A 15,901-nucleotide genomic window follows, 5' to 3' on the forward strand; every position below is an offset into this window, starting at 1 on the left:
CCCCCGGTTCCCTCAGGTTGCTTCGTCATTCTTCCTCGCAATGACAGGGGGGTGACGGGACGTAATACTCTTGCCGGTTTTGGCCTCACCCCCCAGCCCCTTTCCAAGGGAGAGGGGAGCAGCTACACTCTTGCCGGTTTTGTCCTCCCCCCGGCCCCCTCCCAAAGAGGGGGAGACGGGACGTAATACTCTTGCCGGGTTAGGCCTCACCCCCAGCCCCTCTCCAAAGGAGAGGGGAGCAGCTACACTCATGTGAATTACAAATTGTGGGGTGAGGTTATAAAAAAAGGCGTTACTAAATAATAGTAACGCCTTGATATATGCTTTGTTCAAACATTATTTTTTGTGCCTAGGTTCGCTGGAAACAGTTAGTTTATGCCTTCCTTTAGCCCTTCTGCGAGCAAGCACCTTTCTTCCGTTGGCAGAAGCCATCCTGTCCATAAAACCGTGCTTATTTCTTCTTTTTCTTTTCGATGGTTGAAATGTTCTCTTACTCATTGCTTTGTATCTTTAAAATCTTATTGAAATATCTTACCTGGGTATCGTGGAAATCGTCTTTCCAAAACCGAGTGCAAATATACAAAGGTTTTTTTTTCTCGCAAGTGGTTTAATAAAAATATTTTTCAATTCCGTTTATCTCCTTTTATTACCTTTGCAATCGCAAAAATACATATATCATGTTCAATAAAAATATAAAGCTGGTACTAGCGGCACTTATCGTTATAACGGCTGCATGGCAATTTGCCGAAAGCAACATAGGGAATGGGATTTTCCTGCTGCTTCTTGCGGGCATCATAGTGCTGCTATACTTTAAGAATGAATACATCATCATGGCATTCCTTCAATTGAGGAAGCAGGATTTTGACGGCGCCAACAAATGGCTCGATAAAATTAAGAACCCGGAAGGCGCACTGGTGCGCAAACAGCAGGGCTATTACAACTACCTGAAAGGGCTCATGCTTTCGCAAACCAATCTTAATGCTGCCGAAAAACACCTTAAGAAAGCAGTAGAGCTTGGCCTGACAATGGATCAGGATATGGCGATGGTAAAGCTGAACCTTGCCGGTATTGCGATGAGCAAGAACCGCAAGATAGAAGCTGAGAAATTATTGATAGAGGCAAAAAAACTCGACAAGCAGGGCATGCTGAAGGACCAGATCAAGATGATGAAGGACCAGATGAAAAAAGGCCCGCAGGTGCAAATGAGACGATATTAACTGAGACCGCCGGAAGGCGGTTTTTTGTTATATTTGAGTTATGGAAGAAAACGTAAAGTGCAATTCTTATTTCGAAGGGATCCTTCATACGTATGCGGCGCTCAATCAGCCAAATTCAACATTGTGGTATGAATATGAGGTCTGTGCTTTTGAGAAGACTGAGAATATCGCGGCTTCTTTAAAAGAAAACTTTACAGAATTCAGTCAACAAAGAAATATTACACTCAAGCGCATTAATTTATACGACCTGGAGCTTTATGTAAAGCAGTGGTTTTTTCAAAATGGCGAGATTCATAAACTAAATATAAATACTGACAGGCAGGCCTGGGAGGCTTCAAACTTTTGCAATAGTATCGCTGTAGCTTTAGAGTTGTCAGAATTTTATTATGTCGATAATCTTACGTTTGAATATGAATTAGGCATACTCTACGATTATTTCGTATTGATTGGAGCGACTAAAAACTATTTATTATATTTCAGATATTCTGACTAAACTTCATTAGATGAACAACAACCCCATCAATCTCATCGGCCTGAAACTTGGCTACAAGACCACCAATACGAATGAAAAAGCCATGGAAGACTGCGGTGCGCTGTGGCAGGAGTACCTGGGCAGCTTTGTACCCAGTAAGATTCCGAACAAGATAAGCAGCGATACCTATGCCGTGTATTTTGATTATGATGGGGACTATACCGATCCGTATGCATATTTCATTGGCTGCGCTGTGGAGCCGGGAACTGAAGTACCGGCCGGACTGGACAGCATAACTATTCCTGTGCAAAAATACGAGGTGGTTACCGCCAAAGGCAAAATGCCGGACTGCGTTGCCAATGCGTGGCGGGACATCTGGAAATCGGATATTGAAAGGGCGTATGGTTTTGACTTTGAAGTCTATTCTGAAAAGAGCGCCGATTGGAACAATGCGGAGGTGGATATTTATTTATCGGTGAAATAATGCCGCTATGATCTTCCCTAACTGTTATTCTCCCTGCTCTTTATAAGCCTGAAAACGGGATAGGAAATTACCGAAATACACGCTATCACCAGCAGGCTACTTTGGTCGCTGTAGGCAAACCCGATGAAAATGGCCAGTGAGAACAGTACCAGCAAAAATGCGGTATACGGATAACCCCAGGCTTTGTGAGGCCGGATAAGGTGGGGCTCTGATATGCGAAGCTTTATCAGTGAGGCATAGGCCAGCATCCAGACGATGACCGACATAAACGTGGCCAGAGCAAACAACACCCCAAAAGAGCCTATCAATACCAGGATAAATGTAAAGGCTGAAGAAGCAAGGAGTGCAACGATCGGTGTACCGCCTTCGTTGACGCGTGTACCCGATTTAATAAAAAACCCGTCGCGGCTGAGTCCGTACAGGATGCGCGGCGGGATCATGAGGTAGGCATTCAGGATACCAATGATAGAAAAAACCGCTATGACGGTCACAATGACCGACCCTTTGTCGCCAAAAACGGCTTTTGCCACGTCTGATGCCGCGAGTGGGGAATTGGCCATAGCCGAGGCAGGAAGTACGTGCAGGAACGCGATGTTGATAAGCACATAGATAGCGACAACGATAACGGCACCTGTATATAACGATCTGGGGATATTTTTGTTTGGATCTTCATCCTCTTCGGCAAAAAAACAAATAGCATACCACCCGTTATAGGCCCCAAGTGCCATTTGCAGGGACTTGAAAAAACCGATGACCAGGCCGGCGGACATGATAACGGGGCTGACTTCTGCTTTTGCAGTTTCAACACCTGAATACCAAAAGCACGCTGTAATGAGCGCTACAAAAAACAGCACCTTGATAATGCTCGTTACCTGCTGTACGATACTGCCATTTTTGATCCCGCTCATGTGGAGCAGCGTGAAACCTGCGAGAAAAGCAATTGCAATAACGGTTGTGAGCCCCTTAAGGGCGGGAAACAGGATAGCTATGTATTCGCTAATGACAATGCAGAAAAATGACGGCGCAATGGCATTGGTAATATAATCGAACCAGCCGGAAATGAACCCTGCATATTCACCGAACGCACGCTTAATATAATTGTACGACCCGCCTGCTTTAGGAATTGATGTGGCCAGCTCGGAATAAGCGCCGCAGCCCATTACTATATACAATCCGCCGAGAACCCAGCAGCCCGTGATAAGCCATTCGTTGTCAAGGTGGGCCGCGATCTCGCCCGGAGTACGCAGGATGCCAACCCCGATAGTACCGCCTACAAAGATCGCAATGCCGAAACCGAGGCCGAGTACTTTTTTGAGCTTGCTGTCTTTTGCCATAGTTTAGTGATTAGGATTTCTTTGCCAATCTAACACAATTTAAATTAGCAACAAAGAGGCTTTTAGGTAATAATAAAAATTGTGTCATGCTTTTAAACCTTAAAGAACTACGCAAATGCCCACAAAGAAGACGCAAAGATTCGAAAAAAAAAACATAAAAATAAGTTGTAAAGCTTTATTGCGTTTTTGCAGAAATTATCTTTTAGACGATGTCAAAAAAGCTTTGCGTTTTCTTTGCGAAACTCTGCGATACAACCTCGCATAAATTTACTTATTTTTACCCATTAGTAAAAATCATTTCCATGCCCGAGACCCTCACCTTATTACTCGCCTTTATCATTGCCCTTGCCATAGGCGTATTTATTGGCAAGGCTGTATTTTCATCGAAAGCCGCCTCTGAAAAAAAAGTATTTGAAGAGCGCAACAACAGCCTGCTTTCGCAAATCGAACAGCTGAAACAGCAGTCGCAGAACGAGCAACTTGGCATTGAGAAGCAACTCGTTCAGGCCCATGCCGAGCGCGACAGCCTTCGCCAGGCCAAAGATGCCCTGACCGTACAGCTTACCAAGAAAGAGACCGACTTCGACAACCTTTTCGAACGGATGCGCGAGCAGCGTAAAGAAACCGAGGATCTACGTGAGAAATTCACCAAGGAGTTTGAGAACCTCGCCAACAAGATACTGGAGGAGAAATCGAATAAATTTACAGAACAGAATAAGGAGAACCTTAAAAATATACTTTCTCCCCTACAGGAGAAGATACACCTTTTCGAAAAGAAGGTGGAAGACACCCACAAGGAAAGTATTGATTACCATGCTGCGCTGCGCGAACACATTTCAGGACTAAAAATGATGAACGAGCAGATGAGCCGCGAAACCCTGAACCTGACCCGCGCCCTGAAAGGCGATGCCAAAATGCAGGGCAACTGGGGCGAGCTGATACTGGAGCGTGTACTCGAAAAATCGGGGCTGGAGAAAGGCCGTGAATACTATGTGCAGCAAAGCCATACCAATGATGAGGGCAGCCGCATACTTCCCGATGTCGTGATCAACCTGCCCGATGGGAAAAAGATGATCGTCGATTCGAAAGTGTCATTGGTAGCCTATGAGCGCTTTATCAATGAAGAAGATGATGTGCTGAAAGCGGTGCATTTGAAAGACCATTGCAACTCTATCAGGAGGCATATCGACCAGCTTAGCGAGAAGAATTACCATGATCTTTATAAGATCGAAAGCCCGGATTTTGTACTGCTCTTTATCCCGATGGAGCCTGCTTTTGCCAGTGCACTGAATGAAGACACTACATTATACAGCAAGGCTTTTGAACGCAATATAGTAATCGTTACGCCAAGCACGCTGCTGGCTACACTGCGCACTATTGACAGTATGTGGAGCAACCAGAAACAGCAGGAAAATGCCTATGAGATAGCCCGCCAGGCCGGTGCACTGTATGATAAGTTCGAGGGATTTGTAGGCGACCTTACTAAGGTCGGCAATAAAATGAAGGACGCGCAAAGCGAATACCAGAATGCGATGGGCAAGCTGGTTGATGGCCGCGGGAATATTATTACCAGCATTGAGAAACTGAAAAAAATGGGGGCCAAAGCCAAAAAATCATTGCCCGAAAATATACTTTCACGCGCATTGCAGCAGGAAGAGGATAGCGAAAATATTGAGTCGGGGCCTGACCAATTATTAAATCAATAGACAAAATGGACGCAAAAAAAGTAAGCGCCTCGAAGATCACGATATCCGAACTGATGCTCCCTTCGCACACCAACTTCAGCGGTAAGATACACGGCGGATACATACTCATGCTGATGGACCAGATCGCTTTTGCATCGGCATCAAAATACAGCGCCACCTATTGCGTAACGGCATCGGTAGATACGGTGGATTTCCTTAATCCCATTGAGGTTGGCGAACTGGTAACCCTGAAGGCTTCGGTTAATTATGTTGGCAACAGCTCGATGATCGTGGGTATAAGGGTCATTTCTGAAAACATCCAGACAGGAACAGTAAAGCACTGTAACTCTTCTTACTTTACCATGGTGGCAAAAGACAGTACCGGCAAGAATGTTACCGTCCCTCCCCTCGTGCTTTCGAATATGGATGAAGTGCGCCGTTTTTGTAATGCAGCAAAGCTTATAGCCCAGAAAAAAGAACACGACCAGCATGTGGAAACATTTGACTATAGCTCGCCTGAAGCTTTGGAGGGACTGAAACAATACCGGATAAAGCTGGAATTGTAAATAGATTTTTCAGGCTGCTGTAAACAGTATAGCTTTTATTCTATATTTGCCACCGACACAACTAATTGCAGGCGCATGAAAAAACACTACTTCTTTTATATCTTCGTCTTTATCGTATCCATTGCTTTCACTGCAATTTCCTGCGGGACAGATGACAGTGCCCAGGAATATGAGCCAGTTTCACCTGTTGTGCTGGACCTGGATGCGGCACCATATGACAGCCTTTCGAAGTACAAATTCTTTGAAGGCGAGATGAAAAACCTGCAGCCTGCTTATAAAGTGCTTCCTTACGACCTGAACAGCTCACTCTTTTCGGACTACGCCCTCAAAAAAAGGTTCATCTGGATGCCTATGGGAGTACAGGCAACATATGCGGCAGACGGGCAGGTACTCAACTTTCCGGTTGGTACCGTACTGATAAAGAACTTTTATTACGACAACAATTATCCGGACCGTGACACTTTTATAGTGGAAACAAGGCTGATGATAAAAAAAGCCACCGGTTGGGTCTTTGCTACTTATGTATGGAATGATGACCAAACGGAAGCCGTGCTGGATATGGCGGGCCGCAGTAAAAGGGTGATGTGGTACCAAAATGATGTAACGCGCATCATTAATTATAAGATCCCTTCTGCAATGGAATGCGCTTTGTGCCATAAGAGCAACGGATCGCCGGTACCCATTGGCACTAAGCCTCAAAACATCAATAAGCCCTATACCTATGCCGATGGTACCGAAAATCAATTAGCGCGATGGGCAAAAGTTGGGTATCTGGCAGAAGGCTACCCTACAGGCATAACGGCAACGGTCAACTGGAACGACACAAGCAAGCCGTTAGAACTTAGAGTACGGTCGTATCTCGATATTAACTGTGCCCACTGCCATACCGATGGCGGGCAATGCGATATGCCATCTATGAACCTGGCTTTCGTAAAAACTGCAGACGCGGCAAACCTCGGAGTGTGCATAGAGCCCCATGATTTTGTTACGGGTGACCAGACCCATATTGTAGCTAAGCAAAACGTAGAAATGTCGTTATTGCATTTCCGGATGAGTACCAATGAACAGTCGGAAATGATGCCGTTTGTTGGGCGTACTATAGTCGATGAGGAAGCGTTGACCCTCATAGAAAACTGGATAAATTCTATGGATGCACCCTGCCCGTGAAGTTAATCGGTTTTTTTGACATTTCATCTAAACTTTTAACACAGAGGAGGGTAACTTTTCTTTAACAAAAATTTAATCCGAAAAGGTTTTATCATATATTTGTTATCATTTTACAAAATTGCTAAGATAATACTATGAAAAAACTGTACATTTTAAAAACTTTATTCTTTTTATCACTATTTACTGCACTTACCTCATGCGGAGACGACGAAGAATACACAAAAGTATCGCCGGTAGTTGTTGACCTTAATGCGGTGCCTTATGCGAAACTGTCGGATTATAAATTCTTTGAAGGTGATATGAAAAACCAGCAGCCTGCCTACAAAGTGCTGCCGTATGACCTTAACAGTTCGCTATTTACGGACTATGCCCATAAAAAGAGGTTCATATGGATGCCGGAGGGGCAGACTGCAACATTTACGTCTGATTCGGAAATACTAAATTTCCCTGTTGGCACAGTGCTGATAAAAACATTTTATTACGATAATGTACAGCCCAACAATACCACCCGTATCATCGAAACGAGACTGCTGATACGCAAAGCTGATGCATGGGTGTTTGCCGACTATATATGGAATGAAGACCAAACGGAAGCTACCCTGGATCTTAACGGGGGTTATACCAATATTTCATGGGACCAGGGGGGCACCATCAAAACTGCAAATTATCAAATACCTTCGGCTGCAGAATGCCTTACCTGCCATAAGACAAATGACAGCCCGATACCTATTGGGCCAAAGCCGCAAAACCTCAACAAAATCTTCAACTACACGGAAGGCCCTTCAGACCAGCTTTCGCGATGGGTAGAAGAAGGCTATCTGGATCGCAAACCTGATAACATAGTATCTACAGTTGACTGGACAGATACCAGTAAATCTCTTGACCTGAGGGTTCGGTCCTATGTAGACATCAATTGCGCTCACTGCCATAAAGAAGGCTCGCACTGCGATTATATGTCGATGCGTTTTGCCTTTAGTGAAACAGGGGATCCTGAAAACCTGGGCATCTGTGTGGCGCCACAGGAACACCCAAGCCCTTCCCTGACTTATATTGTTGCTAAAAGAAACCCCGGACGCTCTGCATTGTATTACCGTATAAATTCAGTTGAGCCTTCCGAAAGGATGCCTATCCTGGGCAGGACCATAGTGCATGACGAAGCTGTGGCCTTGGTGAAGGAATGGATCAACTCGATGGACGCACCTTGCCAGTAACCTATAACTACTACTAATAACTAAAAACAAAAAACTATGAAACAAATTTTTACTCTTGCGTTTTTATGCCTGAGTCCGCTTGCCCTATTGGCGCAGCAGGATTGCGCCCACCCACAGGTTGTTGGGCCCGGCACTTATAATGCATCCCTGACAGCAGGCAGTGAGGTACCTAATCCAATTTGTACACAGGGACAGACCGGAAACCTTACCAAGGGTGCGTGGTTTTCGTATACCCCTACAGAGATCCACACTACGACAGTTAGTACTGCCATATCCCTGACGGTAGATACAAGGGTACATATCTACAAAGGCTCCTGTGGCGCCCTTGTTTGTGTGGCGGGTGACGACGACAGCGGCCCGGGCTATACTTCTGTAGCATCCTTTACAGCAGAAACCGGTGTTACTTATTATATAGTATTTGATAATAACTGGGAAGGCTCTGCGGAATATAGTGACAACTTTCCTTTTACCCTCACCGAGGCTGTATATGTTGCACCAATGTTTGAACCGCAATTTATAGATATTGGCGGCAGCAGAAACTGTGTGGTCGATATGAACGGCGATTACCTTGATGACGTTATCGGGGTTGATAATGGTGTTGTACATGTACTGTTTCAAAATGCCAATGGCAGTGGCTTTACTTCGCAGGACCTGCCCGCTTTAAGCTCACAAAATACACCTTCGTGGAGTATTGCTGCGGGCGATTATAACAAGGATGGATTTAACGACCTGTTATACGGCAGCGGTGGAGGATCTACCGTAATGATCTCTAACAGTACCGGAACCGCTTTCACCTCAAAACTTGAAACTCCTGCCAGTTTCCTTACGCAGCGCACTAACTTTGTTGATATAGATAATGACGGAAACCTGGATGCTTTTATGTGCGATGACAACGCAGCAAATGTATATTTCCAAAATACCGGTGATGGCGGGGGTAACTTTAAGCGAAGCGGCCTGAACGGAGCGCCTGACCTTGGAATATATCCTACAGGGGGCAATTATGCCTCGATATGGGTAGACTATGACAATGATGGCGATCTCGATTTGTATATAGCAAAATGCCGCGGCGCAAACAATGATGCCGCAAAAGATGAATTGCACCGCAATAACGGTAACGGTACTTTTACTAATGTAGCCGAAGAACTGGGCTTTGCAGATTACCACCAATCATGGTCAAGTGCCTGGGGCGATTTTAACAATGATGGCTTTATAGACGTCCTTGTAGGAAGTAATGCCGGACTTGATGGGTCGTTGTTTACCCAAAAGCTAATGAAGAATAATGGCAATGGTACTTTTACCAATGTTACTGTCGGTTCGGGTTTAGATACTTTTTCAGGGACCAGCAGGGACTATTTTGCGCACGATTTTAATAATGATGGATTCATTGATATCCTGGGAGGCGGCAACTACATTTTGTTTAACAATGGCGATATGACTTTCAATGTAGTGGGCGGATCGCCGGAACCGGGTCCTGTTGGAGATCTTAATAACGACGGATTTCTTGACATACAAAATGGCAATACCATCCATATGGGTAATGACAATGGCAACAACTGGATAAAGATCCACCTGAAAGGTATACAGAGCAACAGTAATGGTATTGGTGCACGAGTAGAGGTATATACCGATGCAGAACACAAATACATCCGTGAGATAAGGAGTGGCGACGGTTTCGAATATATGGGTTCCCTGAATGCACACTTCGGATTGGGCGAAAATGAAAGTATAGACCACGTGGCTGTACGCTGGCCTTCCGGTACGGTAGACATCGTAGAGAATCCGGATATAAACCATTCATTATTGGTTACCGAAGGCCAGACATTAGGCACAGGCAATGTAAACAGCACCATGTTCACCGTATATCCTAACCCGGCAAAAGATGTGATCAATATAAGCAGCAATAGCCTGTCTGTAACAAAGGCACATATATATGACCTGAGCGGAAGGCTTGTAAAAACTGCCGACGTAACTAATGGCGTAGTACCAGTGCAGCAGCTTAACAAAGGTACTTATATCCTAATCATCCAGGACAATACCGGAAAACAGCATACCTCTAAATTTATTAAAGGTTAATAACGCTACTTTATATTAAAAACCCGTTTCGTCGTGATGGAACGGGTTTTTTTTATGAAATAATGTTAAATGAAAAAAGCCCCGGATAAAAATACCCGGGGCTTTCAATACACACACAAAACTTATTTTTTAACGACGGTCACATTTTTTGTTGCGTTGCCCGAAAAGGCCTTCACATAATACGTACCGGCGCTGTAATTATCCATATATAGTTTTACCGAAGGGTTTCCTGCCGTTGTATTAACGATCAGCCTGCCGTTTTGGTCATATACCTCTACCCTGTCTATTACCGATTTGGAATTGATTGTAAGGACATCTGTAACCGGGTTCGGGAAAAACTCGAACTCCTGTTTTTTCAAATCCTCTACACCCATTACCTGCTCGGTAGTTATAGTTCCCTGCATCATAGCATGAATACTGCAATGATAATTTGTTGCGCCTACAACTGTAAATACCCGCGAAAATTCCTTATTACTACCAATGAGCTGTCCGCTATTAAACGTTTCAACACCACTTGTACTGGTAACAGTGTGCGGGGCGCTGTCATCCCAGGTCCATTTTACAGTGTCCCCTGCATTAATCGTTTTTGAAGCCGCTGTTGAGGATACCCCCATAAACCAGCTTATAACGTGTGTAGTCTGCGCATTCATGCCAGCTGAGGCCAAAAGCAGTGCGAATAGTAAATTTCTTTTCATAGCAATTTTTGTTTTGATGATTAGTTGGTTTCTATTGTTAAACCATAACAAATAAAGCCACTTTTACATAAACATTATATGCCTATCTAGAATATGCCACAAACTATTTAGAATTTACCTGTTACCGACTAGTATTCACGATCAGAGTAAAATATAGTTATATTTGCCGCTTTAATAATCAAAATCTTATAAAATGAAAATTTTAAAATTTACCTGCCTATCATTATTGGTATTTGCGCTTAACAGTTGCTCCGACGATGATTCTTCTTCTACGAGCAATAATAATAACACTCCTCAATATGCTATGACGGCCAAGATAAACGGCACTTTGTATAATATGAATGCACCTTTTGGCGGCAACAACGCCACTCAGGGGGGCTTTTCCGCTTACCCGGATTCTACCCACCTCCACCTAAAGGGGTGGCCCATAAATATGGGTTTGGGCGCTATGCAGGTATCCATTTACATTGACAGGAATAATCTCACGCCCGGTACCTATCCGGTAAACAGTGAAATTAACCCTGAAGCTACTAATGATATAGATTTTATAGACAATACTAATGATGAATTTGAAGATACAGTATCGGGTACAATAACCATTACAGAGGTTAACACTAATGCAAAAACCATAAAAGGTACCTTTGCATTTAAAACTTCAGACGATCAGTCTGTTGCGTCACCGGTTATTAACTATGACATAACCGAAGGCACGTTTAATTATGACTATGACCAGGAATAATAAACCATAATAATACAAAAAGCAAAAAACCTGCACACTACATGCAGGTTTTTTTTGAATCTTTACTTTACTATTTTTTCACAATCTTTCGCGTTAGTATTCCGCTTTCAGCAGAAACTTTAAGCAGGTATATTCCTGAAGAATATTGACTTAAGTCGATCGTTGCTGAATCCGTTGAATAGCTTTTCGACTGTAGTACCTTGCCGTAAATATCATATACTTCAATATTATTAATAACCTCCCCGGACTTTACATAAAGCATATCGCCCACAGGGTTAGGGTAAATTATAGTAGAAGACATATTGTTGAATTTATCTGTAGCAAGCGAATCACTTGTCGAAGCCACCCAGCTTGATGCAAGGCTGTTATCTAAAGTAAGCGAAGCCAGTTGCAGGTAGCTACCGCTGCCATCGGCATCCGGCCACGGCGCATCATCATCATATTCTACAACATCGATAACATTTCCGAAACCGTCTGCCAACACAAGCTTCTGTGTGTTGTTGGATAAATTCCGTTGAAACTGCCCGAAAGGCGCTACGCCATATTTAGATTCAAATACTGTAGGATTGCTGGCAATATAAAGACTCTCTCCGGCTGCGAGGGTTGCACCTACAGGGAATTGATAGGATATACCAAGTTCGCTCAGGTAAATGCCCGTAAGGTCTATTGTAGTAGTACCCGCATTCGTTATCTGTAGGAACTCCTGGTCGTCTGATTCCGGAAACTCTGTGCTTTCAGATGGGTTATAATTGATCCTGCTGATAACAAGCTGCGGCAGGGTTATATTGCTGCAAGCCGTAAAGCTGCCTATGTTGGCATCCATCCAGGCCATTCTTTCAATAATAAAGTCTTTAATGATGTGTACTTCCTCGCCAAGATTCGGTACGGTGCCCCAACGCTGCTGCTCCCTAACCGAAGCCTCGCTGATACGGTCGATCGTCTCGTCTATAAACGTGTCAATATGGCTGAAGCTTAATGGCTGTCCCTCCTGAGTAAGCTCGTGCCACCTTCTCGAAAAATAGCATTTATAGGTACTGTTGTTAAAAAGGTCGGTCCAGAATTTGGCTCCTTCGTTATCGCCGTTAGAGAACTGCCATATATCCGGCTGGCTCCTGTCGCCAAATACATCAAGGCCAAGGCTCAGGTTAAAATCCCATGCAGGCCCAGCCCTGAGCTTGCCGCCTTTATCTTTATGGAAGAAGGTGCTTATCTGGTAGGCATCCACATTCGACGAAAATTCATTGATGATCATAAAGTCGACAAACGTGGGAATGTCAATTACCGAAGGATATCCGTTTGCGACGCTTGCATTATTGGCGCCTGTAGTCGATTCCAGCGCCTGGAATTGTGAATGGATATAGTCATTCTGGGCAGGTGTTACATCTTCCGGTTTTGGCAGCTCATGGATAAAATCCGTTGGCCAGCCCTGGTAGGAATCCATCTGCCAGGCAAGCGGGTCGCCGCCTGTTGTCTTATCCGCTTTAGTAATATAGCCACCGGTAAGGGGCATACCTGTTACCGCGGCTTCATCGATCTCTTCAATATTTACCCTTTTGGAGTCGTCTTTTATCTTTTCCTGCAAAATGTACAACCCACGGTAATCGCCATTGATGATCACCTCACAGAATTGCGTGCGTGTGGCATATTGTCCCATCTGGCGCGTAAGGTTGTAGCACAGGTAATCCCTGATCAGCGAAGAATCAAATGCCAGGCCGTTGAGTATCCAGTCCCTCTCACTTGGCATGCCAAGAAGGCTTACGTCCTTTTTAGTGGTATCGTTATTTTCATAGGTCGTCCATCCATACTGCTTTTTTTCAAGCATTTGCGATGAAGACCCGCGCAATTCGATCTTGATGCGCCCATTGTAATTAAGGAAACCGGCGGTGTTTTGGTCGGCCATGTAATTGCGGGTGCCGTCAGGATGGAAGATGATCTTCATGCTTGCCGGGATCTTGGGATCATCGGGGATCTCCATTGGCTGGCCGGAATTGGGATCGTTATCAGTAGTAATGATCACGATGGGAAGGTTGCTGTCGGTCAGCGTAACCTGCGACCAGCTTACAGCCTGGATGAGTAAGAATGCGGCAATAAAGAACTTACGTAAATGCCGAAATTGTTCTGTGCGTAGTTGTTGTTTCATAGGTTAACAGATGTTGTTTCAACAAAAATAACGTTAATTTAAACATAACTATACTATAATTTAATGAAAGGCAGTGATTATTTCACAAGTGAGTGGTGTAATTTTCCGTTTGTCCAGTGTAAGCCGTTACTATATAATTTCCAAATTAGTTAGCGCTCGCAAGCCTGCTTAGCGCATCATACTCGTATTGTAGCTTCTTACTTTATTGTCAGTTTACTTTTCTAGTAGATTTCCCCCATTTCTACAGCAGGCATCTAAGCGTTCTTTTGCCGGCGTCGTCCTGCCCTGCGCTGTATCTGCCTCGTGCCTCGGCAGGATGCCGCTTCGGTCAGGGCTAAAGGGATTGGCTTTTACCTTTTTGGCATCCAACCCTACTCAAATACGATATTATTGCCAGCAAGTTTATGACTGGCATCTCCAACCACCAAAAGTGCAGCACGGATTGCAAATCCGCGCTATCGTGTGTCGTGGAATTGGGAATTACAAGTCCGCGCTATCGGGTGCCTTTCTAATTTTTAAAATGCCCAGTTACTATTCACTCAATTCTTCAAGTCTTTTACTAGCAAGTTCTTTTAAAGAATACTGAATGTAAGGCATTTGAAGAATAAAATCGTTGTATTGTTTTTTTATAAATTCTTGACTGGGCTTAATCGACAAATTTTTATTATCACTGGCTAAAATTGCTTTTAATGCTTGTATATTAATCACTCTATTTATAATAAACTTTCTTGTTGATGTGGCTTTATCATAATAAATATACATACTATTAAACTCGTAATCTAAATACACATTATTTAGCAAATTAGGAATTTTATAATTTTGTGAATTTAATGAATCAATTACTCCCACAATAGTTTTCTCTTTAATGGATTTAGGTAAATCATATTTATGGTTAAAATTACCATTCCCCACAAAAACAGGTTCTTTTTTTTGATTTTCATTATTTAAGCCGCCCTTACACGAACTCAAAAAGATTATAACTATTATATATATTACCTCTTTCATAATTATATTTAAAATTTCACTTCCTTGATTCCATCAGTATATTCTTGCGGCGAACCATTTGCCTTAACCCTTGCATTCGCATCATCCTCCGTAGCCTGATTATGAGGATACTAGTTGTCTAAATTTTGGGTAGCAACGTTAATTAAGTCGTCTATAGGTATTTCATATCCTTCACTATTCATTTGAGTGGCAATATCATCAATAGCTCCATCAAATGTGACGGTGTTTTTTCCTTCCCCAAAGGTAACAGATAATACATAAGTGAAGGCTTCCATAATTTGGTCTTGGTGACCTTCTTCATGTTCTTCTACCTCTTCTTTAAACCCAGGATTATCATTATTAAATCCCTCTTCCTAAAGAATTGTTGAACAGGTTGTTTCAATATTAACATAAATATCAACTTCTTGTTTTTGTTCATTCCATTTCGGTGTTGCTCCATTGTAGCTTTTGCGCACAAAATCATGAGCATTACCTGCCTTTCTCGGATTCATAGTGATGAATAAAGTGTAGTAATTACAGGTTTTATACTATCACCCTGAACGTCTACAAAATAAACGGGTCGTTATCGGTAGTGATGATCACAATGGGCAGGTTGCTGTCGGTCAGCGTAACCTGCGACCAGCTTACAGCCTGGATGAGTAAGAATGCGACAATAAAGAACTTGCGTAAATGCCGAAATTGTTCTGTGCGTAGTTGTTGTTTCATAGGTTAACAGATGTTGTTTCAACAAAAATAACGTTAATTTAAACATAACTATACTATAATTTAATGAAAGGCGGTGATTATTTGACAAGTGAGTATCCTTTTACCCTACTCTATAACTAAATAACGTGAGTCCGATAAAAATCTCAAAATTCAAATTAACGTTAGACGTTGCAGTGCAATGTCTCTACAACGTTGTTTCATCATAATCCATTAATAAAGCCGGACTCATAGCAGAGGCGTTGAATTTGCAACGTCGCCAGCATGATTATATCGAACTCACTTTCAATATGATTTGGAACGCCGCGTGAGGGACAGGAGCGGCATCCCCCGCCTTTTTCGGCGGGGATACAGCGGATGGCCCGACGGCGGAGGCACGGAGCCGGCACGCCCAAATTATTAGTTACACCT

At 43.4% G+C, this 15,901-nt stretch carries 16 protein-coding genes; 9 read left to right on the top strand and 7 right to left on the bottom strand.

Going from position 1 to position 15,901, the window contains the following annotated elements:
* Nucleotides 1–336 precede the first annotated feature (336 nt).
* The gene (rpmH, locus tag AAEO56_RS18515; RefSeq protein ID WP_008464848.1) at nucleotides 337–498 is read right to left on the bottom strand and encodes a 50S ribosomal protein L34; all 162 of its coding nucleotides are present in this window, start codon (nucleotides 496–498) and stop codon (nucleotides 337–339) included.
* A 179-nt stretch (nucleotides 499–677) separates the two neighbouring features.
* Here rpmH and AAEO56_RS18520 point away from each other — a divergent pair, with 179 nt between their 5' ends.
* The 3 genes from AAEO56_RS18520 to AAEO56_RS18530 are packed head-to-tail and all read left to right on the top strand — an operon-like array spanning nucleotide 678 to nucleotide 2,173.
* Entirely contained in the window at nucleotides 678–1,217 is a 540-nt protein-coding gene (locus AAEO56_RS18520; protein ID WP_341698570.1) for a tetratricopeptide repeat protein, read from the top strand.
* A 40-nt stretch (nucleotides 1,218–1,257) separates the two neighbouring features.
* Nucleotides 1,258–1,710, top strand: a complete 453-nt coding sequence (locus tag AAEO56_RS18525) for a hypothetical protein (protein ID WP_341698571.1) — start codon at nucleotides 1,258–1,260, stop codon at nucleotides 1,708–1,710.
* A 10-nt stretch (nucleotides 1,711–1,720) separates the two neighbouring features.
* Nucleotides 1,721–2,173 carry a GyrI-like domain-containing protein gene (locus AAEO56_RS18530; RefSeq protein ID WP_341698572.1) on the top strand — a complete coding sequence of 151 codons (453 nt, stop codon included), beginning with the start codon at nucleotides 1,721–1,723 and terminating at the stop codon, nucleotides 2,171–2,173.
* A 17-nt stretch (nucleotides 2,174–2,190) separates the two neighbouring features.
* On the opposite strand, the gene AAEO56_RS18535 is transcribed toward AAEO56_RS18530, so the two are convergent.
* Nucleotides 2,191–3,507 (bottom strand): APC family permease, encoded by a 1,317-nt coding sequence (locus AAEO56_RS18535; protein ID WP_341698573.1) that lies wholly within the window; start codon nucleotides 3,505–3,507, stop codon nucleotides 2,191–2,193.
* 302 nt (nucleotides 3,508–3,809) lie between these two features.
* On the opposite strand from AAEO56_RS18535, the gene rmuC reads away from it, so the two are divergent.
* From rmuC to AAEO56_RS18560, 5 genes are all read left to right on the top strand, one after another.
* Nucleotides 3,810–5,213 carry a DNA recombination protein RmuC gene (gene rmuC, locus AAEO56_RS18540; RefSeq protein ID WP_341698574.1) on the top strand — a complete coding sequence of 468 codons (1,404 nt, stop codon included), beginning with the start codon at nucleotides 3,810–3,812 and terminating at the stop codon, nucleotides 5,211–5,213.
* Between the two features lie 5 nt (nucleotides 5,214–5,218).
* Nucleotides 5,219–5,758: an acyl-CoA thioesterase gene (locus AAEO56_RS18545; protein WP_341698575.1), complete on the top strand. Its 540-nt coding sequence runs from the start codon at nucleotides 5,219–5,221 to the stop codon at nucleotides 5,756–5,758.
* A gap of 75 nt (nucleotides 5,759–5,833) precedes the next feature.
* On the top strand, nucleotides 5,834–6,925 hold the full coding sequence (locus tag AAEO56_RS18550) for a hypothetical protein (protein WP_341698576.1): 1,092 nt from the start codon (nucleotides 5,834–5,836) through the stop codon (nucleotides 6,923–6,925).
* A 134-nt stretch (nucleotides 6,926–7,059) separates the two neighbouring features.
* Nucleotides 7,060–8,136, top strand: coding sequence for a hypothetical protein (locus tag AAEO56_RS18555; protein ID WP_341698577.1), 1,077 nt, complete (start codon nucleotides 7,060–7,062; stop codon nucleotides 8,134–8,136).
* 36 nt (nucleotides 8,137–8,172) lie between these two features.
* Complete coding sequence (locus tag AAEO56_RS18560; RefSeq protein WP_341698578.1) at nucleotides 8,173–10,209, top strand: FG-GAP-like repeat-containing protein; 2,037 nt, start codon at nucleotides 8,173–8,175, stop codon at nucleotides 10,207–10,209.
* A 122-nt stretch (nucleotides 10,210–10,331) separates the two neighbouring features.
* On the opposite strand, the gene AAEO56_RS18565 is transcribed toward AAEO56_RS18560, so the two are convergent.
* On the bottom strand, nucleotides 10,332–10,904 hold the full coding sequence (locus tag AAEO56_RS18565; RefSeq protein WP_341698579.1) for a T9SS type A sorting domain-containing protein: 573 nt from the start codon (nucleotides 10,902–10,904) through the stop codon (nucleotides 10,332–10,334).
* 193 nt (nucleotides 10,905–11,097) lie between these two features.
* Between AAEO56_RS18565 and AAEO56_RS18570 the strand changes: the two genes are divergently transcribed.
* Nucleotides 11,098–11,643 (top strand): DUF6252 family protein, encoded by a 546-nt coding sequence (locus AAEO56_RS18570; RefSeq protein ID WP_341698580.1) that lies wholly within the window; start codon nucleotides 11,098–11,100, stop codon nucleotides 11,641–11,643.
* 70 nt (nucleotides 11,644–11,713) lie between these two features.
* On the opposite strand, the gene AAEO56_RS18575 is transcribed toward AAEO56_RS18570, so the two are convergent.
* The 4 genes from AAEO56_RS18575 to AAEO56_RS18590 form a co-directional block, all read right to left on the bottom strand.
* Complete coding sequence (locus tag AAEO56_RS18575) at nucleotides 11,714–13,783, bottom strand: CotH kinase family protein (RefSeq protein ID WP_341698581.1); 2,070 nt, start codon at nucleotides 13,781–13,783, stop codon at nucleotides 11,714–11,716.
* A 531-nt stretch (nucleotides 13,784–14,314) separates the two neighbouring features.
* Nucleotides 14,315–14,788, bottom strand: coding sequence for a hypothetical protein (locus tag AAEO56_RS18580; protein WP_341698582.1), 474 nt, complete (start codon nucleotides 14,786–14,788; stop codon nucleotides 14,315–14,317).
* Nucleotides 14,789–14,898: 110 nt separating this feature from the next.
* On the bottom strand, nucleotides 14,899–15,063 hold the full coding sequence (locus tag AAEO56_RS18585) for a hypothetical protein (protein WP_341698583.1): 165 nt from the start codon (nucleotides 15,061–15,063) through the stop codon (nucleotides 14,899–14,901).
* Nucleotides 15,064–15,331: 268 nt separating this feature from the next.
* On the bottom strand, nucleotides 15,332–15,493 hold the full coding sequence (locus AAEO56_RS18590) for a hypothetical protein (RefSeq protein ID WP_341698584.1): 162 nt from the start codon (nucleotides 15,491–15,493) through the stop codon (nucleotides 15,332–15,334).
* Nucleotides 15,494–15,901 lie beyond the last annotated feature (408 nt).

The organism is Flavobacterium arundinis, assembly GCF_038289855.1.
GTDB classification, from domain to species: domain Bacteria; phylum Bacteroidota; class Bacteroidia; order Flavobacteriales; family Flavobacteriaceae; genus Flavobacterium; species Flavobacterium arundinis.

What these genes read in the sequence shown, in the direction of transcription:
- AAEO56_RS18550 (WP_341698576.1), top strand. Translation starts at nt 5,834, where the DNA reads ATGAAAAAACACTACTTCTTTTATATCTTCGTCTTTATCGTATCCATT.
- rpmH (WP_008464848.1), bottom strand. Translation starts at nt 498, where the DNA reads ATGAGTAAGAGAACATTTCAACCATCGAAAAGAAAAAGAAGAAATAAG.
- AAEO56_RS18530 (WP_341698572.1), top strand. Translation starts at nt 1,721, where the DNA reads ATGAACAACAACCCCATCAATCTCATCGGCCTGAAACTTGGCTACAAG.
- AAEO56_RS18545 (WP_341698575.1), top strand. Translation starts at nt 5,219, where the DNA reads ATGGACGCAAAAAAAGTAAGCGCCTCGAAGATCACGATATCCGAACTG.
- AAEO56_RS18590 (WP_341698584.1), bottom strand. Translation starts at nt 15,493, where the DNA reads ATGAAACAACAACTACGCACAGAACAATTTCGGCATTTACGCAAGTTC.
- AAEO56_RS18555 (WP_341698577.1), top strand. Translation starts at nt 7,060, where the DNA reads ATGAAAAAACTGTACATTTTAAAAACTTTATTCTTTTTATCACTATTT.
- AAEO56_RS18580 (WP_341698582.1), bottom strand. Translation starts at nt 14,788, where the DNA reads ATGAAAGAGGTAATATATATAATAGTTATAATCTTTTTGAGTTCGTGT.
- rmuC (WP_341698574.1), top strand. Translation starts at nt 3,810, where the DNA reads ATGCCCGAGACCCTCACCTTATTACTCGCCTTTATCATTGCCCTTGCC.
- AAEO56_RS18570 (WP_341698580.1), top strand. Translation starts at nt 11,098, where the DNA reads ATGAAAATTTTAAAATTTACCTGCCTATCATTATTGGTATTTGCGCTT.
- AAEO56_RS18585 (WP_341698583.1), bottom strand. Translation starts at nt 15,063, where the DNA reads ATGGAAGCCTTCACTTATGTATTATCTGTTACCTTTGGGGAAGGAAAA.
- AAEO56_RS18520 (WP_341698570.1), top strand. Translation starts at nt 678, where the DNA reads ATGTTCAATAAAAATATAAAGCTGGTACTAGCGGCACTTATCGTTATA.
- AAEO56_RS18560 (WP_341698578.1), top strand. Translation starts at nt 8,173, where the DNA reads ATGAAACAAATTTTTACTCTTGCGTTTTTATGCCTGAGTCCGCTTGCC.
- AAEO56_RS18525 (WP_341698571.1), top strand. Translation starts at nt 1,258, where the DNA reads ATGGAAGAAAACGTAAAGTGCAATTCTTATTTCGAAGGGATCCTTCAT.
- AAEO56_RS18535 (WP_341698573.1), bottom strand. Translation starts at nt 3,507, where the DNA reads ATGGCAAAAGACAGCAAGCTCAAAAAAGTACTCGGCCTCGGTTTCGGC.
- AAEO56_RS18565 (WP_341698579.1), bottom strand. Translation starts at nt 10,904, where the DNA reads ATGAAAAGAAATTTACTATTCGCACTGCTTTTGGCCTCAGCTGGCATG.
- AAEO56_RS18575 (WP_341698581.1), bottom strand. Translation starts at nt 13,783, where the DNA reads ATGAAACAACAACTACGCACAGAACAATTTCGGCATTTACGTAAGTTC.